The organism is Streptococcus castoreus DSM 17536 (assembly GCF_000425025.1).
Taxonomy (GTDB): Bacteria; Bacillota; Bacilli; order Lactobacillales; family Streptococcaceae; genus Streptococcus; species Streptococcus castoreus.
Genome location: NZ_AUKZ01000004.1, coordinates 54,761 through 73,659 on the forward strand (window position 1 = coordinate 54,761; position 18,899 = coordinate 73,659).

Sequence of the window (18,899 nt, forward strand, 5' to 3'; positions counted from 1 at the left end):
CATCACTCTTACGAATCTGCTTCTAAAACATCCATAATATGTTTCATATCGCCAAGCATCACCTGACCTGGCGCACTGGCTTGATCCAGTGAAACAAAGGTCCATGAAGAACCAACCACATCACCCGCTAAACGTGACAACCTTCCCAGTTTTCCCATTGACATCGTCGCAAACTCTTGCTCAGGATTAAGTGTTTTAAAACCTCTCGTATAATTCATCAAGTCTAAAACATCTTGCTCACTCTTTGGCATAACTGCAACCTTCACCACACGTGGTGCCAATTTTGTCATTTCGGAGAAAGATTCCATTAAGTTTTCAGGCGTCTCTTCAAAATTATGATAAGACAAAACAAGATTTGGAAAGTCTAACATTTCATGGAAAACAGCTGTATGACTAAAATACTCAAAATCAATATAATCGGGGTTGTAAATAGCGTTGATTTCCTTAATTAAATCGACATATTCCTGATCTGAAAGGGTAATATTCCCCCCCTCTTGGTCTGTGCGAAGGGTAAAGATAATTTCTCTGCCGGCAAATTTTTCAAAAATGGCTGGCGCTACTGAGACAATTTCTTCCTTAGGAAGGTAGTCTGCTCGCCATTCAATAAGATCAACATCTTCATATTTGGAAATATCAATGGCTTGAGCCTCTTCAAAATTTCTTGGCATGACTGGTGCTACAATTTTCATTCTCGTACCTTTATAGTAAATACCTTTAAATAATTACTTCTTTCATCTGCTTTATTTATAGTAAAGTCACTTGGAAGCTGCTGAAGGGTCATTGACTCAAAATGACGGCTTCCAAATCCTTTGATAATTTGCTTTTTAAACTGATTAACAGTCATATTGGCAGCATTTGTTGAAGCGATAATGGTTCCTTCAGGACTCAATATGTCCAGTGCCTCAGCGATTAGCTTGTGATAATCTTTGTGAACAGAAAATGTCTGTTTCTTGTTCCTAGCAAAACTTGGTGGATCTATAACAATCACGTCAAATGACAAATTTTTTCGCTTAGCATACTTGAAATATTCAAAAACATCCATCACCATAAAATGATGCGTGGCTAAGTCTAAATGATTCTGTTTAAAATGAGCGATAGATAACTCTCTAGAGCGCTTAGCCAAATCCACAGAAGTCGTTTCGATAGCACCGCCCATGGCAGCTGCTACTGAAAAAGCAGCCGTGTAAGAAAATAGATTCAACAAGGTTTTGCCAAGAGCTAAACCATCCACCAAAGCTTTTCTGGCATCGTGTTGATCCAAAAAAATCCCCGTCATCAAACCATCATTTAGGAAAACATGATAAGAAACCCCATTTTCTAAAATAGAGAAAGTCTCCTTTGCTTGTTCACCATACAAATGAGCAGATTCAAAATCTAGCCCCTTAAAACGAATCTTTTCATAGGCCCCTCTAATTTCAGGAAAAACCTCTTGAAAGGCAGCGACAATCAATTCTTTTTCTTGATAAACAAACGTATTATACCATGAAAAAACAGCATAATCCATATAAAGATCAATCGTCACCCCTCCAAAATGATCCCCTTCTTGATTAAAGAGACGGTAAGCATTTGTTAAATCTGACTGTGCAAATGCTTGCCTTTTTGCCTTAGCAGCTTTGAATAAGGTGACAAAATAAGAAACCGTTAACGATTCAAGAGAAGCTCCTAGATACCAGCCAACTCCCTTATTTTGTTTGGAAATGTAAGCTGTTCCAATGGAACGATTAGACCGACTTGTCAACTGAACCAGTTGGTCAGTTTCTTTTAAATTGGGAAAATCCCTTTCATCTAATAATTGTACCCCTGTTGCTAACTTTTTTTCGACAAAAGAATCAATATAGAGTTTATTCATAGTTTTTATTATATCAAAATCTTGTAAAAAATCCTACTAAATTTGAACTTATGACAAGCATTACCTCTATATTTTTGATATAATTTAATCTGAGATTTTATTTGGAGATTGTATCTTTAGGAAAAAATGATAAGGAAGTTCCTACTGTGAAAAAATTAAAAACACTTATCACAGGCTTTATCAATACAAGATTAGGATTCGTGATAACACTTCTCTTCTGTTATTGGCTAAAGACCTTGTGGGCATATCATACCGACTTTTCACTTGATTTGGGAAATCTATACCAAGTCTTTCTAACCATTATTAATCCAATCCCACTAGCGCTATTACTACTGGGATTTGCCCTTTATATAAAAAACACACGCACTTTTTACATCAGCTCTTGGGTTGCTTACATCATTCTCAACCTTCTGTTAATATCAAATTCTATTTACTACCGAGAATTTTCAGATTTTATTACTGTAAGTGCTATGTTAGCAAGTAGCAAGGTTTCAGCTGGTTTAGGAGATTCAGCTCTGAACCTCTTGCGAATTTGGGATATTATTTATATTCTTGATTTTATTGTCCTCATAGGTTTATCAGTGACAAAAAAAATCAGAAAAGACCAGCGACCTTTTAATAAACGAGCAGCCTTTGCCGTTACAGCACTCTCTTGTTTGTTTTTGTCGGTTAATCTCTTTTTAGCAGAGATTGACCGTCCTGAACTCCTCACCCGTGGTTTTTCAAACACTTATATCGTACGAGCACTTGGCTTGCCAGCCTTCACCTTATATAGTGGTAATCAAACCTATCAAGCTCAAAAAGAACGTAATGGTGCCACCGCTGAGGAATTGGTTAAGGTCAAGTCCTATGTTAAGCAACACTATGCTGCTCCTGATCCTCAGTATTTTGGAATTGGTAAAGGAAAAAACGTTTTTGTCATGCATCTAGAAAGTTTCCAACAATTCCTAATTGATTACAAATTAAAGGATGGCGATAAAGAGCATGAAGTAACACCTTTCATCAATTCTTTATATCATTCACATTCTACCTTAGCTTTTTCAAATTTTTTCCACCAAGTGAAAGCTGGAAAAACATCTGATGCTGAAACCATGATGGAAAATTCCCTATTTGGTTTGAATAGTGGTTCTTTCATGGTTAACTACGGAGGTGAAAATACGCAGTTTGCGACACCTAATATTCTAGCCCAAAATGGAGGATACACTAGCGCTGTCTTTCATGGAAATGTAGGAACTTTCTGGAATCGCAACAATGCCTACAAACAATGGGGGTACAATTACTTCTTTGATTCAAGTTACTTTTCAAAACAAACCGATAAAAATTCTTTCCAATATGGATTGAATGATAAATACATGTTCAAGGATTCTATTAAGTATCTTGAACAAATGCAACAGCCATTTTACACTAAATTCATTACCGTAAGTAACCACTATCCTTATACCAGTCTTAAAGGTGAGAGTAGTGAAGAAGGATTCCCGTTGGCCAAAACAAATGACGAAACCATTAATGGTTACTTTGCCACAGCTAATTATTTAGACTCTGCCTTAAAATCATTTTTTGATTATCTAAAAGCAACGGGTCTTTACGATAACTCAATCTTTATCCTATATGGCGATCATTATGGTATTTCTAATTCACGAAATGCTAGGCTCGCCAGTTTATTAAATAAGGACCCTGAAACGTGGTCAGAATATGATAATGCCATGCTTCAGCGTGTTCCTTATATGATTCATATTCCAGGCTATACGAATGGGGGTATTAAAGAAACATTTGGTGGCGAAATTGATGCCCTTCCTACTTTGTTACATATTCTTGGAATTGATACCAGTAATCTTGTTCAACTAGGTCAAGACCTTCTCTCACCACAAAATAGTCAAATTGTGGCACAAAGAACATCTGGTACTTATATGACCCCAGAATACACTAATTATAGCGGTCGTCTTTACAACACCCAAACAGGATTAGAAATCACCAACCCTGACGAGATAACCATAGCAAAGACAAAGGCAATCCGCACAGCGGTATCACAACAGTTAGCGGCAAGTGATGCGGTTCAAACAGGTGATCTCTTACGTTTTGACACTGATAATGGGCTAAAAGTTATTGATTCAAGTCAATTTATCTATACCAAACAATTAAAACAGATGAAAGCTATTGCTGCAAAACGAGGCTCACATTCGACGAGTCTCTATAGTAAAAACGGTAATAAATCAACCCAGAAACTCTTTAAAGCACCATCTTATCTTGAGTTAAACCCTAGGGAAATTGAGACATCTTCTTCTGACTCTAAAGAAGATAATCAAAAAAACAAAGAGTAAATCGTAAATATAAGCAAAAAGACCAGAACTGTATTGATCCTCATAGGTTAGATTTTTATCCAACCTATGAAATCCAGTACATCAATTCTAGTCTTTTTCTTATTTATCAAAATGGCTTTAAACAGTCAAATTTAAACGATTGCCTGTAACCTAAAAGGGATATGCCCCACAACAAGCAACAGGATTCATGTAAAAAATGAATCCTAACTTTATTTTTTTATTACACTTACTTTACCTACGATTAAACATTAGTTTAGACATAATTTAGAGGGCTTAAAAAAGGCTTAGAAGATGTCCCAAGCCCATTATTATCAGTTATTATTTGCCAAGTTTGGCTTTAGCTGCATCTGCAAGAGTCGCAAAAGCTGCTGCATCATTAACTGCTAAGTCAGCAAGCATTTTACGGTTTACTTCAATTTCAGCAAGTTTCAAGCCATGCATCAATTGTGAATATGACAAACCATTTATACGAGCTGCTGCGTTAATACGAGTAATCCACAATTTACGGAAATCACGTTTTTTCTGACGGCGATCACGGTATGCATAATAGTAAGAGTTCATTACTTGCTCTTTTGCAGTACGGAACAAGATATGTTTAGCTCCGTAGTAACCTTTAGCTAATTTTAAAATACGTTTACGACGTTTGCGTGATACAACGCCACCTTTAACACGTGCCATTAATAATTCTCCTTCAAATAATAGTTCTTATAATTCTAGTAAATGCCTACAAAACCTTCTCTTAAAGGCCAGTAACCATTGCTTTAATACGTTTGAAATCTCCTGAGCTTACCAAACCAGCTTTACGAAGATGACGACGTTGTTTTTTAGTTTTTCCGTGGAAACGGTGTGATGTGAAGGCACGGAAGCGTTTCAAACCACCTGAACCTGTACGTTTAAAACGTTTAGCTGATGCGCGGTGTGTTTTTTGTTTTGGCATTTTAGTATTCTCCTATTAAGATATAATAATTAAACGGTGACAATTACTTCTTGTCTGGAATTGGTGCAAGTTGCATAAACATTTGGCGTCCATCCATTTTTGCTCTTTGCTCAATAATAGCAATATCTTGAGTTGCTTCAGCAAAATCAGCTAGTACCTTAGCACCAATCTCCTTATGCGTAATCATACGTCCTTTAAAACGAATTGAAACTTTAACTTTATTCCCTTTTTCAAGGAACTTACGACCATTACGAAGTTTTGTTTCAAAGTCACCTTTGTCAATAACTGGACTGAGACGAACTTCTTTAACAGTCACAACGCTCTGTTTTTTGCGTTGTTCTTTTTGTTTCTTTTGATACTCAAATTTGAACTTTCCATAGTCCATAAGTTTGGCAACAGGAGGAACAGCTTGTGGCTGGATTAAAACCAAGTCTACGTTTGAAGCATCGGCTAGAGCTTGTGCTTCAAATAATGGCTTAATACCTAATTGTTCACCTTCAAGACCAACAAGACGAACTTCACGAACGCGAATTTCATCATTAATGAATAGATCCTTTTTAGCTATGATCTTCACCTCTTTATTTTTTTAGAGAAAAACAAAAGCAGACTTGATAAACCAAGCCCGCACATATACATCCCAAAGGATCTTAACATGTTGGGCCAGACAACCTAAGTCGTAAGGCGAGAAGTTCTCACTTCTGCTTTTCTCATTACTATCATTCTAGCATATGAGCTAATCCATGTCAATCACTTTCTCTGCTTTTTCCTGAATAAATTGCACAACACCCGAAATGTCAACTCCTGTCGTATCAAAAACCAAAGCATCCTCTGCTGCTTTTAAAGGAGAGACCTTACGATGACTATCCTTGTAGTCACGTGTTGCAATTTCTTCTTTTAAAGTATCAAAGTCTGTTTCGATTCCTTTTTCTAGGTTTTCTTTATAACGACGCTCTGCTCTCTCTTGAACTGAAGCCATTAAAAAGATTTTTAACTCTGCCTCTGGAAGAACAACTGTTCCAATATCACGACCATCCATGATGATGGCACCTGCTTTAGCGATCCGTCTTTGTTGCTTAACCAATTCTTCCCTAATCTCTGGTAAAGCAGACACCCAAGAAACATTATTAGTTATATCATGTTGTCTAATAGCTAAAGTAATATCTTGGTCTCCAAGGAAAACTTGCTGTGAACCGTCCGACAATTTCTTAAATGAAATAGGATGTTTTGCTAATTCATTTAAAATAAGATCAACTTGATCTTCTTGATAACCGTGTGTTAATGCAATGTAGGTTACTGAACGATACATGGCACCAGTGTCTAAATAGGTATAGCCAAGATTTTTAGCTACAATCTTGGCTACCGTACTTTTACCACTTGAAGCTGGTCCATCAATCGCAATTCTAATGGCTTTCATTCATCCCTCTTTTATTATTTAATGATGACTTGGTCTCCAGGATTGGCATACCAATACCCTTGAGTCATATGATCTGGATTGAGTGCTTGTAACTGTTCCACAGTAATACCAGCACGCGCTGCAATAGAAGCTGCTCCCTCTCCTGCTAGTACAGTGATAGTCTCCCCTTTCACCTCAGTTGACGTCTTTGTTTCGTCACTAGAAGGCGTGGTTTTTCCACTTGTTGAACTACTGGCTTTTATTTTTGAACTAGAAGCTTTTTTTACCTTTTTTGGGGTAGAAGCACCATAAAAACCTGTTGTTTCCGCTTGTTTGTCGCTGCCACTGTTTGATGTGTAGAAGAAAACAAAGAGAATAGCAACAATAATCACAAAAAAGATGCTTAATAAAGCTGTCAACCAAGGAGTACTAATTAGTGCCCCTCTAGACCTACGTGTTCTTGTTTCCCTATTATCATCGACAATTTGTTCTTCCCATGGTTCTTTAGCCATGACCTTCCCCCTTGTTAATTTAACAAAATCATATTAGAATATTACTATGAAAGTAACAATTATCCCTGAAAAATGCATCGCTTGCGGTCTATGCCAGACCTATTCCAACCTTTTTGATTACCATGATGATGGTATCGTCAAATTCTCAAATTCACTTGAAACTACCCAGACCATCACTCCTTTAGATAGGAATACTATCTCAGCAGTTAAATCCTGCCCGACTAAATCCCTTACCCTCGAGTAAGGGATTTTTTGTCAAATTGGTATTCTTCAAAATAGTCAAGCTTAACAAAATTATCTAGTAAAATCACTTCGCCTTTAAAATAAGGATTTACTGCTAAAGCATCCAGAAAGTATTTCTTGGGCCATTTTCGCATGTAAAATAGATAATTCTTTTCACCAACGAATATAGTAAGGGTTGATTTAGTCACTTCTACTTTTGTAATAGATGAAATAATTAGCTTATGAGGACCAAAGAGTTTAAAGGAAATAATCCTCAAGACACCATTCTTTTCAATAATGAAATAACGATGTAAGCCAATCCCAACCAAAACAGCAAATATAGCAAATAAAACAAAGACACGACTTGGGATTTCAGTTCTTTCATACAATAAAGATAAGCCTATAAAAATAGGGGCAAAAGCAATGGACCAATAAATAATAGACCATGACAATTCCGGCTGCCAATGATACCTTATCTTGCCAAAAATTTTAATCATTTTTGTTCGTCACCTCCAATAAATGCTGATAGTTAAGGTTTACGAACGATGCCAAGAATCACATCAACAGCTCTTTCCATCGTTTGAAGACTAACAAATTCAAAACGACCATGCATATTTTCACCACCTGCAAAGATATTAGGAGTTGGAATCCCCATAAATGAAATTTTTGACCCATCCGTACCACCACGAATAGGTTCAATGATTGGTTTAATAGAAAGTTCTTCCATAACCTCTTTTGCCAAAGTAACCGGAGTCATGTCTTTTTCAATAACTTTTTTCATGTTGTAATATTGATCAGTAAGTGAGATAAGAACACGGTCTGCTCTCAATTGAGTGTTCATAGATTGAACTAAGTTAGTAATAACTTCTTTTCTAGCTTCAAATGACTCCTCCTCAAAATCACGAATAATATACGATGCGTGAGCTTCTTCAACCGTCCCAGATAATGCCATCAGGTGATAAAAACCTTGATAACCATCTGTTTTTTCAGGACGATCAGTCTCTGGCAACTGATGATGAAAGTCAATGGCTAACTGAAGAGCATTAATCATTTGATCCTTAGCTGTCCCTGGATGAACATTTCTCCCCAAAAAAGTCACTTCCAAACCTGCAGCACTGAAAGTCTCATATTGTAATTCACCTAAAGGACCACCATCAACTGTATAGGCAAAATCAACCTCAAAATCTTTCACATCAAATTTATCAGCACCGACTCCAATTTCTTCATCAGGACCAAAAGCGACCTTAATTTCGCAGTGTTCCATTTGTGGATGAGAAACTAAATATTCAATAGCTGTCATGATTTCAGCAATACCCGATTTGTCATCAGCTCCTAGCAGGGTTGTTCCATCAGTTGTAATCAGTGTTTGTCCAACATAATTATTAAGATTTGGAAACTCCTCTGGCAATAAGGAATAAGCGGATTGCCCAAGCTTAATGTCTCCACCTTGATAGTTTTCAATAATCTGAGGGTTAACAGCTTCTGCATTAAAATCTGCCGTATCCATGTGGGCAATAAAACCAATTTTACGCGTTAAGGTACTACTATTAGCAGGTAAAGTTCCAACAAGATACCCATTGACTGGATTATAATGAACATCTTGCAGGCCAATAGCTTCCATTTCTGGTTTCAAAACAGTTAACGCAAACTCTCTTTGACTTTCTGTACTTGGTGTGCTGTTACTTTCAGCATCACTTCTTGTATTAACTTTTACATATTTTATGAATCGTTCTAATAAGTTCTCGTATATCATCATTCACCTCAACAACTTCTCATCTCAATTATAGCACAAAAGGCTTTAAAATACTTACAGAAGCCAAGTTTTTTAAAGGCTAGATTAATTATAATACCTAAAAATAGTACTCATTAGCATCATAATCACAAATAATAAGGACACATGGAGAGCCATCTTATCAGAAATAAAATCTTCTACTTGTTTTATTTTGGAATTTTGACTAGTAAATAACAACAGTAACAACGGGATAATTCCTATTAAATAACGGCTTTGTACTCCCAAAACAGTTAAGGCACCAGCTGGGGTCCATGTGAGGTACATGGCTAAAACAGTTGCCCCAATGATACCAGAGATAACTAAGAAAATCCCAAATTTTTCTTTGACATTAAGAACCATCTTACTAGCGTTACTCAAATAAATGAAAAAGAGAAAAACAAGATAAAGTGAGAAAATATTGGTGATACCATAACTTAAAGCACCAAATTGGAAAATATTATCCATATTTATTAAATTAGTAACCATATGTCTAGCAATGACACCACCATATAAAATCGGTCTTTCAATAATATTTTTAATTTGCTGATTAACATTGACTTCTTTTAGAAAATCAGCAACATAAGGTGTTTTTACTTGACCATAAAGTTTAAACCATATGGCTGCAAAAAGTGTCATTAATAAGATTCCTAAAATCTTATTGAGTATAATCCGCTTACTTCTCTCTCCAAATCGTTTATTAGGAATAAAGAAAGGCAATAAAACTAGTAAGAAATAGGTAAACTTTGAAAGAACTAACAGCCCACAAAGTCCAAAGTAAATCAAAAGTTTCACATTATTTTTAGAACTATTTTCTGAATACAGCAGATTAATAAAGAGTCCAATGGTTGTTAGGACTAAACCAATAGCAAAACCGTCCTGATTATAAGAAGCAGCCAAGTAGATGTTCATTGGTAATAAAGCAACCACAGCTATAACTTGTTTAAAAGGACCAGATAATTTTAGCGCTAAAAAAACAAGAAGTGCATAAAAAATGAGATTAACTAATCTTCCTAGATAATAGGTGATTACTATTGGAAACCCGATAGCATTTCCTAGCACTATACCCAAAGCTTGAGGAAAGTAAGAAAAGCTGTAGTAAGCATTTGTTCCCTTAATATTGGGATTAATATATTCAGCCTTTGTATGCTTAATAGATAATTGTTTTGAATTCGTTACAGTCGTTCCTGACCGATCAATTATTTTTTTTACATCTTTAGAAACCTTTAAATTTTTATTATCATTGGACAGATTAATATCCCCTTCTGAAATATAGACTGATCGGGCATAATGAACATATTCATCAGGAACATCGTTTAGTGGTGTTATCATGACAGAAAGAGAACCAAATACCAAAATCAATAGGACTGTTGCCACTTCTAACTTCTTTGGCAAAAAAACAATGAGCAGAGAGGCTAAAATAAAAATAAATCCCATAAACCTCAACGGGTAGTTAAAAGTATTAGTATATAAAACAATAGACAAGAGGAGTGTTATAAAGATCGAACAAATATACTTATAATTCTCTCTTAGAAGATGATTAATCACAATCATGAGTTTTTGCACCTGCATTTCCTTTCTTAAATCTATTCATAATAAACACATAAACAGCAATGGATAAACCACACCAAAAAAGCATGGTAAAAAGAAAACTTAGAGAAGCTCCTAAAATGTGATAGCTTTTAACAAGTGGATTTGTAATTAGTAAGGAAAACAGAAAACCACCACTATAGGGTATTAATAAGAATTTTTGTTTTCTCATAGCTGTTAGTATATTATCAATAGCTGTCGCAAAGCTTCCAATAGAACCACCAAGCATGATCAGCATAAATGCTATCCAGTATTCCTTGAGATCAGTACCATATAAGATTGCTAAAAAAGGCAGTCCAAGTAAACCACTCCCCATTAATACGAGTAAGGCAAATAGACTTAGGTAACTAAATAATCGCACTTGGATCTTATTAAATTCTCGAATTTGTCCCTTTATAAGAGCAATAGCCATTTGTGTGATATGGGGTCTAAAAAAAAGCATCATCAAGTTCATCACAAAAGCTGGCATAAATAGAATGTTAAAAATTGTCTGAGATCCCAGAGGAATCTTTCCCAAATTGGTCAGATTTTCAATAGAATATTTTGGTTGTGTGTAAATATAAATGATCAAAAAGCCATTTAAAAATAGTGGAAAACTCTCTTTTAATAAATGGAAGCTCTTTCTAATCGTTACTTTTTGCAATAACTCACAAAGATTAACGCTTTGAAACCCCCTTGATTTTCTAAGGTCGTAAAAAAGAATAAAAGCACCCGAGATCAAACAAACCGCCTCTAAAGCTAAAATCAAATCTTTGGCATACCATATAATAGCTGTGTAGACAATAAAAATAAGACTATTTCGATATGTCAAAGATTTCCCAGCAATGTCAAGTCGTTCATGTTGCTGAAACATACCTTGATATAAGTCTGAAAAAGCATCTGTCAATCTATAGACACACACCAAGAAAATGACCTCACTTTTATAGCTATCTGCCTTTGTCACAACAAGATAGACGACTGAAATAGCTAGCATCAAGGCACAGGTGAATAATCGAGCAATCAGGTACTGGCTGAAAGAATATTTTTCATTGATATCTGTTGCCTGGTAATTCCTCACTTGAAAAAGTGCTACGACAACCATCATATTGGCAAAAGAATAAGCAAAAGCATAATTATCAGAATCTATAGGAGTCAAAAATCTGGTTACAACCATCAGTAAAACAACTGATATTGCAGCAGTTGATAAACTCCCTAACATGTTCCATAAGAAAATCTTTTTAGATTGAATTGAAAAATTACTCATTATTATTCTCTTTTTTCATAAGGGCAATTTCTTGTGCCAAATGTTTTAATTTATGATTTTGTATTGAAATACTATTCGTTAAAGAAAAGATTATAGCCAGGCTGAGGCAGAATCCTAAAAAGAATAACATATTTGTCGGAGAATAGATTCCAAAAAGATGAGACATCAGATTTAATAACCTTGGAAACCATGTAAAGAGTAAAATTAGAAAGGCTAAAATAAACCAAGCAAGAGAATATCTAATTGCTAGTTTATCCTTTTTGATGAGATTAACTAAAAATAATAAGAAAGCCAGAATAATGATACTTATAAATAAACTTGCTGTAATGGTCATCTTATCGTCTCCCTCTTAATTTAACAAACAAAATCGCTAAAGTAACTTTAATCATATAATAAATAGATTTTGTCAAAGAAATCGATGAAACACCACCTTGACGTTCGTTCATAATAACCGGAATCTCTTTAACATTAAAACCACTAATTAAGACATCAACAACTGTTTCAGGCTCTGGATAATCATCAGGATAATGGTCCGCAAAACGTTCAATTAAAGAGCGATCAACCATTCTTAAACCAGAAGTGGCATCTGTTATTTTCTTTCCCGTTAAAACAGCTATTAACCATGTGAAATATTTGATGCCGATGCGGCGGGCAAAAGATGACTGAAAGCCTTCATTTGTGATAAACCGTGAACCAATAACCATATTCATTGATGATTTTTCTAAAACATCAACCATTTGATTAAGAAAAGATGGATTGTGTTGACCGTCACCATCCACTTGGACAGCTATATCATAGCCATTTCTCTTGGCATAACAATACCCCGTTTGCACAGCACCTCCAATTCCAAGATTAATAGGCAACGAAATCACATTAAAACCATTAGCCTGACAAATTGCTAAGGTATCGTCTTTTGAGCAGTCATTGATAATAACATAGTCAAAATCAGGGGCATCTATCTGAATTGCACGGATAGTTCCCACGATATTACTACTTTCATTATAGGCGGGGATAATAACTAACTTCTTCACAAAAATTTTCTCCTATCCATTTGAGTTTTGGCTTCTCTTATAAAAGAACATCAAACCTTTGGCAATAACTGTTGGCCATAATAATTGAAACATCATCAAATCCTCCTTGGATCTTGTATTATCCAAAATAGTTGCGGTTGTCTCAGAATCTTCATGAATACGATGATAAACCAACTTCTCTTTGACATAAGTAAAACGCCCTTTATAATTTTTACTAATCGTATACCAAGCAAGCCAATCTAATGATGTTCGCAAGGTCTCGCTAAAGCGATAATCCTTCAAAATAGAAAGATGATACGAAACTGTTGGGCATGAAATCGGATTCCCAAAGGCTAGAACACGCTGCTGCCAAAAGGAAGCATTTGGAAAAAAATTCAAAAGGGATAGCATTGCAGTTTTTAGTTTCAAATTTAAATTGGCTGGTAACAATATCTCCTCACGGCATTCTGAATAATCGGTATAGACAAGCGTTGACTTAGGATATTTTTCAAAACTTGCCATAATTTTTTCAGCATACGTAGCCAAGTAAATATCATCTTGATGGGCAATAGTTGCAAATGGTGTATCAACAAACGAAAGAGCATTATTCCAATCTTTGCCTATACCTCCTCCTTCCTTGATCAAAAGAGGGATCTCGTACTGCTTACAGAGTGAATCAATATGCGCATTTGGCGTTGAGGTGTAGCAAATAATTGTTGACTTGAGAGTTTGGTTTTTTAAGGAAATAATACAATCTTCCAAAAAAGGACTAACCCCATAAGCACAGATAACAAATGTGTGTTGCTTATTCATGATACTTTCCCATTTTTCTTTCTTCATTTACTCGGTATTTCAAAAAATGTTTTATTCTTTAAAAGGTAACCCTTCCCTATGGTTAAGTCATACTGAATATTTTTCAAATCATTTTGAACATCTTTGAATTCCGGACTATCTGGTGATTTATCTACACTAGCCTTGTTAAGAACCTCTGTTAGCAATGCATAGTAAGGCGAAACCTTTGAATTCGTATGTTCAAATAAAGCAGCTGTAAAATCACTTGAATTAACAAGTGGATGTTCTTTCTTATCACTCGTAAAGTTACTCCAAATAAAATAATCCGTTAAATACTTATTTTCAATATGATTATCAAAAGCACTATCCGGATACAAACCTGGCAAGTGATCACCATAGAAAACAACGCTAATAGGTTTATCAATTTTAGCTAATTTCTCTAGGAAAATCCTCGTTTCAGTGTCTGTAAAAGTCAAGAGCCTAGCGTAACTTGTCAAGTTTCGATTCTCCTCATCTGTAAAACCTTTTCCTTCTCCTATAATGTCTTGTGGAGAATCCGAAGACCACGGAACATGATTTTGCATGGTAATAACCGAAAAGAACTGACTTTCTTTGGGGTTAATTAAAGATAAAATATTATTATAAACCATTTTATCACTTGGTAATAAACCAACAAATTCAAGATCTTTAAAACGGTCTTTTGAGCCTGTAGTGGCAAGGAATTTATCAAATCCTAAAGCATTATAAACCGCCTTTCGATTGAAATTAGTTGCATTGGCAGGGTGCATCGCAATACGATTTTTTGGTTTGAAGAATTCACTAATCGTGTGTGGACTTGTCATTTTTGGGAAAACTTCTGAATATAAAACCGATACAGACGATGAAAAGTTATAAAAAGGCAAGCCTGTTAAGGTTTGAAATTCCATATTTGCAGTTCCACCACCATAAGAATCTGACTGCATAAGACCACTCGTTGTATCAGCTTTGATCGCTTTAATATTGGGTAAAACATCTTGGCTAACTGTGACGTTTGAAATCCTTTCTGGATTAGATAAACTTTCGCTTAGAAGGTAAATAACGGTCTGATCAGCGATGTTATTTTTCCGAACTTTATTGATCTCACTTGCCAACATTTGGTATTTTTGAGCAATTTCTGCTAGTGCTTTTTCACTATAATTAGCTGGTTTTTCCATTACTTTTTTGGTGAGTTGCCTTGTCCAAACATAAGCCAATGATTTGTACCTAGCATTTGTCGAAAAGCCCAGCCAGCTAATATTATTGTCATTGTGTAAGGTAGAAATAATCGGCAGTCCAGATACTATTTCTCCTTCTTTTTCGGTATAAAATGGTAACAGTAAACCAAAAGAAACGGCTAACAGGATAAGAGCTACACTAAATCGTTTTATAGGATTGCCAATGATTTTTCCTGCTAAAATAATCTTATTTAGATACCACGCTAAACCAACACTCAAGCCAATACCAATGACCATTTTAATCATCAAGGACGGTTTAACAAAGCTAGACAGCAGACCTATTTCCTGCAACCAAACAAAATCTGTTAGCAATAACGGTTCACTTCTCATTGATTCCTTTAAAGCATTTGCGATGGAAATCATTGTCCCAATGGTTACTAATAAAATGGATGTTGTCCAATACCTATTAATAATAACATATGCCCAAAGAGCAATCAGAGTAATGACAATAAGCTGAAAAAGGGTCGCTCCTGGAAAAATATAATACCCTAGTAAGGCTTCATCTCCTTTAACACCATATTGTAAAGCGTAATTGAAAAGGAGAGCGAAAAACAGGCTAGTGATAGCTGCCATTGAAAAAGAAGGTTTATTTTGTTTCAAATGGCTTAAACTATTCAAAAATAGGTAAATGATCGCTGCAAAGGCAAGGGTTAAAACAATAAGTAAACTACCAATCTCACTTAAATAACCTTGATAATTACTGACAGTCAATAGATCAGTAAAATGTGACTTCATTAACTTCAGAAGGTGACTGTCATTAATGGGAATGATAGCTAAAAACAGAGATAAGGAAAAATGATGGCTTTTATAACCTAATAAACCAAACCTATCGTTATTAATGGAAAAATGATCCTTTAGCCATTTGATTAGGGCAGCAACAATTAAAATACCCATTACTGTTGGAAATAACTGAAACTGATAAAATTGATTTTCAACAGTAAAATTTTTATTGTTAAGTTGGCGTGTGATTAGTAAAAAATAACTCGTTCCTAAATAAGCTATAAAAACAAGAAAGCTTTTTAAAAACAAGAGCAAATTGGCTTGCCTACTCATATAGTAAGCTAATCCTATGATGGAAATCCCATAACCAATAAAAGAAACACCAAGCAAACGTGAATAAATATCAACTGATTTTGCTGCTTCAACCAATAATTCTTTATTCACTGTATAAAAACTAAAATAGAAACTCAAAATAAGCACTATAAAATGGTGAATAACATTCAACCAATTTATTTCTAATAGCTTCTTCTTGATCATTTTAATTTCTCCATTAAACGTAGGAAGATGTATTTCAAGGCTCTTGCCGGTCCAACAACAATATACTTCAAAGCGCCTTTCATTCCCCCCATTTGATCGAAATTAACATAAGTGTGACTTCCACTGCCCTCACGTAAATTCAAAAGTTTATTATCAATAAAAGGAGTTAAATCAATCGGATTTTTAACGATTCTAAAATCGTAAGAGTTATCCCATGCGATATAGACAAGTAACCGTTCAATAGCATGTAGTATCGAATTTTGTGGTAGCGGCTCACTAGGAATATCTTTTTGCGTTAACTTTAAATCAAATAGAGGCTTGAGAGCGTCATATTTAAACCAAACAAATGTTCCATAACTCATCACAAAAGTATCCATACTTTGAAAATCTATCGTCTTTTTTAGCCCCATCAACTTCCAAAGTCTAGTCATCTCTGGAGCAATTAGATGCTCATTCCAAGCATCAACAATTTTATTAAAACGGAAAAAACTAGGAATATCTGCAATAACAATACCCACTTGTTCCTCTTCAAAAGCATCTATAATATGCTCAGCTGGTTTAACAAGCATATCAATGAGTTCGTTTCTCCAAGACTCCCCCGCCCAAAAGTCAGCCTCTTTGGATTTTTTGGTATGAAAATGCCCAACATAGTCATATGTTGCCAATTTATCTTTTAATAAGAGCATCGGAAAAACATCTCTTCCTATGTTACCTGTAACAAGCACTTCTGCTTTTTTAGTATATTCTTGTAAAATGATGTTAATTTCAGATAATTTATCGTCACTATCTGTGGTTACAAATAAGTCATAATGAAATGACCAGTTGGCAAAAACGGTTAAAAAATCACTTAATAAATCAACATAAAAAACATGTAGATGGACTGCAATTTTTTTATCTGCCTTTGCTTTGATCGGTTCAAACGATAAATATTTTCTTGACAAAAGATACTTGGTATCTGGTAAATTCATTTGTGACATGTGAGAAACAATCAAATTTACCGGGTAGGATGTTTCTTCGGCGACAACTTTCATTAAGTAGGGTGCAATATGTTGGTTAGCATCAATCGCTTTTACCTTTAAAAAAGGAACACGGTGTTGAAGTATTGCAGTTGGATTGTAGTATGAAAAATCAGGATGTAACATAAAGGACACATCCGCTTCTCTGGTGTCAAAAATAGTTTCATAATGGAAACCAACATCTAAGAGAGTTGTCGTGACTTGTGTTTCATAGTTTTGAATAACTTTTTGGACATCATCATATTCTACAATGGTTTTCCAAAACTGTTGAAAAGTATCACTTTGGGTGACTTGCCGTTTAAATGTAATAAAATAACTTTGAATATGTTCTTTGAAAGCCTTGGTTGCCCTATTATTCGTTAAGCCCCAGAAATCAACAGTTGACTCCCTCTCATATTTTTCAAAATAAGGTTGCATTTCCCAAAGAGGCCCAAAACAAGTGTCGTTCATAATTGTCAATGAATCAAACTGAGTTAACTGATCAAAACCGATGTCTCGCATACCATCACGCCAAGCGGCAAAATCAAAGCCTTTATTTTTTCGTTGAATAAAATGGTCTATTATATGTTGGCTTTTTAAGCGTTCCAGATCTTTTTGATCTACCAAACTATTAGAAATAAAAACAACCTTAGAAAATAATGATCTCATTTGTTCCAGTTGATAATAAATGTGGTGACTTACCTTATTATACTTATTAAAGTGGACATATAATAAAATACGATTCATTTTTTTCTCCTAACAAGATTAATGAGCGTTGACATATACTTCCAGCGACGCGAATTGATGACACAATTATACTGATGTGCTAATTCAAAAATGCGTTGGTTCTGTTCATCTATTACTTTCTGCCTTTCAATCTCTCTTTTTGCCTCTTGTTCAGTTTTATCTAAAAGCGATTGTTGCAAGTCATGAACAGAACAACTTAATTCATGGATTCGTATTTCATTTTTGGAATCTTGCTCCATTAACAAACTAGCTATCTCTTTCATATTTGCTTGGGGGTATTTTGTTAAATAATCTAATTGTGTCTGAAGCAATTTTTTAATCCGATAAAGCATTTTAGGGGTATCAGTTGGTCTTGAGTCAGAATTTGATGTCAGCCGATAGACTGTCGTTGAATCACTAATGTAAGTTAAAGGCGTTAATTGAAGTAATTCTAATTGCATATCAAAGGTATCATCTGATGTTTCCAAATTAATTTTTTGATTTACCTCTCTCATTAATTCTGCATCAACAAGCCAGGTTGATGCCATCGTCATCCCTTTTAAAGCCAATACTTTCTCATAAGTGTCTGTAAGAGGAATGTAACCGGACTCAAATGCATTAGCATGCAGCAATTTTCCATCACTTCCCACAAAATCAAAATCGGTATTAGACCATTTTGAGCCATTTGATTTTTCTAATGCCTCAACTTGTTTTTGAAGTTTTAAATGATCTGTCCAAAAATCATCGCCATCACACCTTGCAATATACTGACCTTTTGCATAAAGACAAGCCTTTACCCAAGTTTTAGCTATTCCTAAATTGTGTTCATTAACTATTAACGTTATTTTCTCAGGAAATTTTTCTTGATACTCTTTTAGAATTGTTCTTGAATGATCAGTGGAAGCATCATCAATAACAATAATGTCAAAACCAAAAGTTGTTTCCTGTCTTAAAAAACTATCAAGGGCTTCTGATAACCAAGGTGCCTTGTTATAATTGGTGCAAATAATTGAAACTTTATGCATAACTTTCTT

At 35.0% G+C, this 18,899-nt stretch carries 19 protein-coding genes and 1 other annotated feature; of the genes, 2 read left to right on the forward strand and 17 right to left on the reverse strand.

Annotated features, from left to right (window positions below; translation table 11 throughout):
- Positions 1-8: 8 nt before the first annotated feature.
- The gene (gene aroD / locus H346_RS0101115) at positions 9-689 is read right to left on the reverse strand and encodes a type I 3-dehydroquinate dehydratase (RefSeq protein WP_027969449.1); all 681 of its coding nucleotides are present in this window, start codon (positions 687-689) and stop codon (positions 9-11) included.
- A complete protein-coding gene (locus H346_RS0101120; protein WP_027969450.1) occupies positions 686-1,849 on the reverse strand; it encodes a class I SAM-dependent rRNA methyltransferase in 1,164 nt (387 codons plus the stop codon). The genes aroD and H346_RS0101120 overlap by 4 nt, the downstream gene beginning before the upstream one ends.
- Before the next feature lie 146 nt (positions 1,850-1,995).
- Here H346_RS0101120 and H346_RS0101125 point away from each other — a divergent pair, with 146 nt between their 5' ends.
- On the forward strand, positions 1,996-4,167 hold the full coding sequence (locus H346_RS0101125) for an LTA synthase family protein (RefSeq protein WP_279614476.1): 2,172 nt from the start codon (positions 1,996-1,998) through the stop codon (positions 4,165-4,167).
- A gap of 318 nt (positions 4,168-4,485) precedes the next feature.
- On the opposite strand, the gene rplT is transcribed toward H346_RS0101125, so the two are convergent.
- From rplT to H346_RS0101150, 5 genes are all read right to left on the reverse strand, one after another.
- Positions 4,486-4,845: a 50S ribosomal protein L20 gene (gene rplT, locus H346_RS0101130; protein ID WP_027969452.1), complete on the reverse strand. Its 360-nt coding sequence runs from the start codon at positions 4,843-4,845 to the stop codon at positions 4,486-4,488.
- 61 nt (positions 4,846-4,906) lie between these two features.
- Positions 4,907-5,104: a 50S ribosomal protein L35 gene (gene rpmI, locus H346_RS0101135; protein WP_002985151.1), complete on the reverse strand. Its 198-nt coding sequence runs from the start codon at positions 5,102-5,104 to the stop codon at positions 4,907-4,909.
- Between the two features lie 43 nt (positions 5,105-5,147).
- Positions 5,148-5,678: a translation initiation factor IF-3 gene (infC, locus tag H346_RS0101140; protein WP_027969453.1), complete on the reverse strand. Its 531-nt coding sequence runs from the start codon at positions 5,676-5,678 to the stop codon at positions 5,148-5,150.
- Between the two features lie 14 nt (positions 5,679-5,692).
- Positions 5,693-5,814, reverse strand: a sequence feature (ribosomal protein L20 leader region).
- Between the two features lie 23 nt (positions 5,815-5,837).
- Positions 5,838-6,518 carry a (d)CMP kinase gene (cmk, locus tag H346_RS0101145; protein WP_027969454.1) on the reverse strand — a complete coding sequence of 227 codons (681 nt, stop codon included), beginning with the start codon at positions 6,516-6,518 and terminating at the stop codon, positions 5,838-5,840.
- Positions 6,519-6,532: 14 nt separating this feature from the next.
- On the reverse strand, positions 6,533-7,009 hold the full coding sequence (locus H346_RS0101150; RefSeq protein WP_027969455.1) for an SAG1386/EF1546 family surface-associated protein: 477 nt from the start codon (positions 7,007-7,009) through the stop codon (positions 6,533-6,535).
- 46 nt (positions 7,010-7,055) lie between these two features.
- Between H346_RS0101150 and H346_RS10135 the strand changes: the two genes are divergently transcribed.
- Positions 7,056-7,253, forward strand: a complete 198-nt coding sequence (locus H346_RS10135) for a ferredoxin (protein WP_083940705.1) — start codon at positions 7,056-7,058, stop codon at positions 7,251-7,253.
- Here the strand turns inward: H346_RS10135 and H346_RS0101155 are convergent.
- The 10 genes from H346_RS0101155 to H346_RS0101200 all read right to left on the reverse strand — a co-directional run bounded on the left by H346_RS0101155 (position 7,240) and on the right by H346_RS0101200 (position 18,890).
- On the reverse strand, positions 7,240-7,728 hold the full coding sequence (locus H346_RS0101155; RefSeq protein WP_027969456.1) for an EbsA family protein: 489 nt from the start codon (positions 7,726-7,728) through the stop codon (positions 7,240-7,242). The genes H346_RS10135 and H346_RS0101155 overlap by 14 nt on opposite strands.
- A 32-nt stretch (positions 7,729-7,760) precedes the next feature.
- Entirely contained in the window at positions 7,761-8,984 is a 1,224-nt protein-coding gene (pepT, locus tag H346_RS0101160) for a peptidase T (protein WP_027969457.1), read from the reverse strand.
- 84 nt (positions 8,985-9,068) lie between these two features.
- Positions 9,069-10,565: a DUF2142 domain-containing protein gene (locus tag H346_RS0101165; protein WP_027969458.1), complete on the reverse strand. Its 1,497-nt coding sequence runs from the start codon at positions 10,563-10,565 to the stop codon at positions 9,069-9,071.
- A complete protein-coding gene (locus H346_RS0101170; RefSeq protein WP_027969459.1) occupies positions 10,540-11,832 on the reverse strand; it encodes a lipopolysaccharide biosynthesis protein in 1,293 nt (430 codons plus the stop codon). The genes H346_RS0101165 and H346_RS0101170 overlap by 26 nt, the downstream gene beginning before the upstream one ends.
- Positions 11,825-12,166: a DUF2304 domain-containing protein gene (locus H346_RS0101175; RefSeq protein WP_027969460.1), complete on the reverse strand. Its 342-nt coding sequence runs from the start codon at positions 12,164-12,166 to the stop codon at positions 11,825-11,827. The genes H346_RS0101170 and H346_RS0101175 overlap by 8 nt, the downstream gene beginning before the upstream one ends.
- A 1-nt stretch (position 12,167) precedes the next feature.
- A complete protein-coding gene (locus H346_RS0101180) occupies positions 12,168-12,863 on the reverse strand; it encodes a glycosyltransferase family 2 protein (RefSeq protein WP_027969461.1) in 696 nt (231 codons plus the stop codon).
- A gap of 12 nt (positions 12,864-12,875) precedes the next feature.
- The gene (locus H346_RS0101185) at positions 12,876-13,655 is read right to left on the reverse strand and encodes a glycosyltransferase (RefSeq protein ID WP_027969462.1); all 780 of its coding nucleotides are present in this window, start codon (positions 13,653-13,655) and stop codon (positions 12,876-12,878) included.
- A 23-nt stretch (positions 13,656-13,678) separates the two neighbouring features.
- A complete protein-coding gene (locus tag H346_RS0101190; RefSeq protein ID WP_027969463.1) occupies positions 13,679-16,144 on the reverse strand; it encodes an LTA synthase family protein in 2,466 nt (821 codons plus the stop codon).
- A complete protein-coding gene (locus H346_RS0101195) occupies positions 16,141-17,886 on the reverse strand; it encodes a rhamnan synthesis F family protein (RefSeq protein WP_027969464.1) in 1,746 nt (581 codons plus the stop codon). Before H346_RS0101195 ends, H346_RS0101190 begins: the two co-directional genes overlap by 4 nt.
- Positions 17,883-18,890 carry a glycosyltransferase family 2 protein gene (locus H346_RS0101200; RefSeq protein ID WP_027969465.1) on the reverse strand — a complete coding sequence of 336 codons (1,008 nt, stop codon included), beginning with the start codon at positions 18,888-18,890 and terminating at the stop codon, positions 17,883-17,885. The genes H346_RS0101195 and H346_RS0101200 overlap by 4 nt, the downstream gene beginning before the upstream one ends.
- Positions 18,891-18,899: the final 9 nt, after the last annotated feature.

Coding starts and splice junctions, on each gene's coding strand:
- H346_RS0101185 (WP_027969462.1), bottom strand. CDS start 13,655: ATGAATAAGCAACACACATTTGTTATCTGTGCTTATGGGGTTAGTCCT.
- H346_RS0101150 (WP_027969455.1), bottom strand. CDS start 7,009: ATGGCTAAAGAACCATGGGAAGAACAAATTGTCGATGATAATAGGGAA.
- aroD (WP_027969449.1), bottom strand. CDS start 689: ATGAAAATTGTAGCACCAGTCATGCCAAGAAATTTTGAAGAGGCTCAA.
- H346_RS0101170 (WP_027969459.1), bottom strand. CDS start 11,832: ATGAGTAATTTTTCAATTCAATCTAAAAAGATTTTCTTATGGAACATG.
- H346_RS10135 (WP_083940705.1), top strand. CDS start 7,056: ATGAAAGTAACAATTATCCCTGAAAAATGCATCGCTTGCGGTCTATGC.
- H346_RS0101120 (WP_027969450.1), bottom strand. CDS start 1,849: ATGAATAAACTCTATATTGATTCTTTTGTCGAAAAAAAGTTAGCAACA.
- rpmI (WP_002985151.1), bottom strand. CDS start 5,104: ATGCCAAAACAAAAAACACACCGCGCATCAGCTAAACGTTTTAAACGT.
- cmk (WP_027969454.1), bottom strand. CDS start 6,518: ATGAAAGCCATTAGAATTGCGATTGATGGACCAGCTTCAAGTGGTAAA.
- H346_RS0101195 (WP_027969464.1), bottom strand. CDS start 17,886: ATGAATCGTATTTTATTATATGTCCACTTTAATAAGTATAATAAGGTA.
- H346_RS0101155 (WP_027969456.1), bottom strand. CDS start 7,728: ATGATTAAAATTTTTGGCAAGATAAGGTATCATTGGCAGCCGGAATTG.
- pepT (WP_027969457.1), bottom strand. CDS start 8,984: ATGATATACGAGAACTTATTAGAACGATTCATAAAATATGTAAAAGTT.
- rplT (WP_027969452.1), bottom strand. CDS start 4,845: ATGGCACGTGTTAAAGGTGGCGTTGTATCACGCAAACGTCGTAAACGT.
- H346_RS0101175 (WP_027969460.1), bottom strand. CDS start 12,166: ATGACCATTACAGCAAGTTTATTTATAAGTATCATTATTCTGGCTTTC.
- H346_RS0101190 (WP_027969463.1), bottom strand. CDS start 16,144: ATGATCAAGAAGAAGCTATTAGAAATAAATTGGTTGAATGTTATTCAC.
- H346_RS0101200 (WP_027969465.1), bottom strand. CDS start 18,890: ATGCATAAAGTTTCAATTATTTGCACCAATTATAACAAGGCACCTTGG.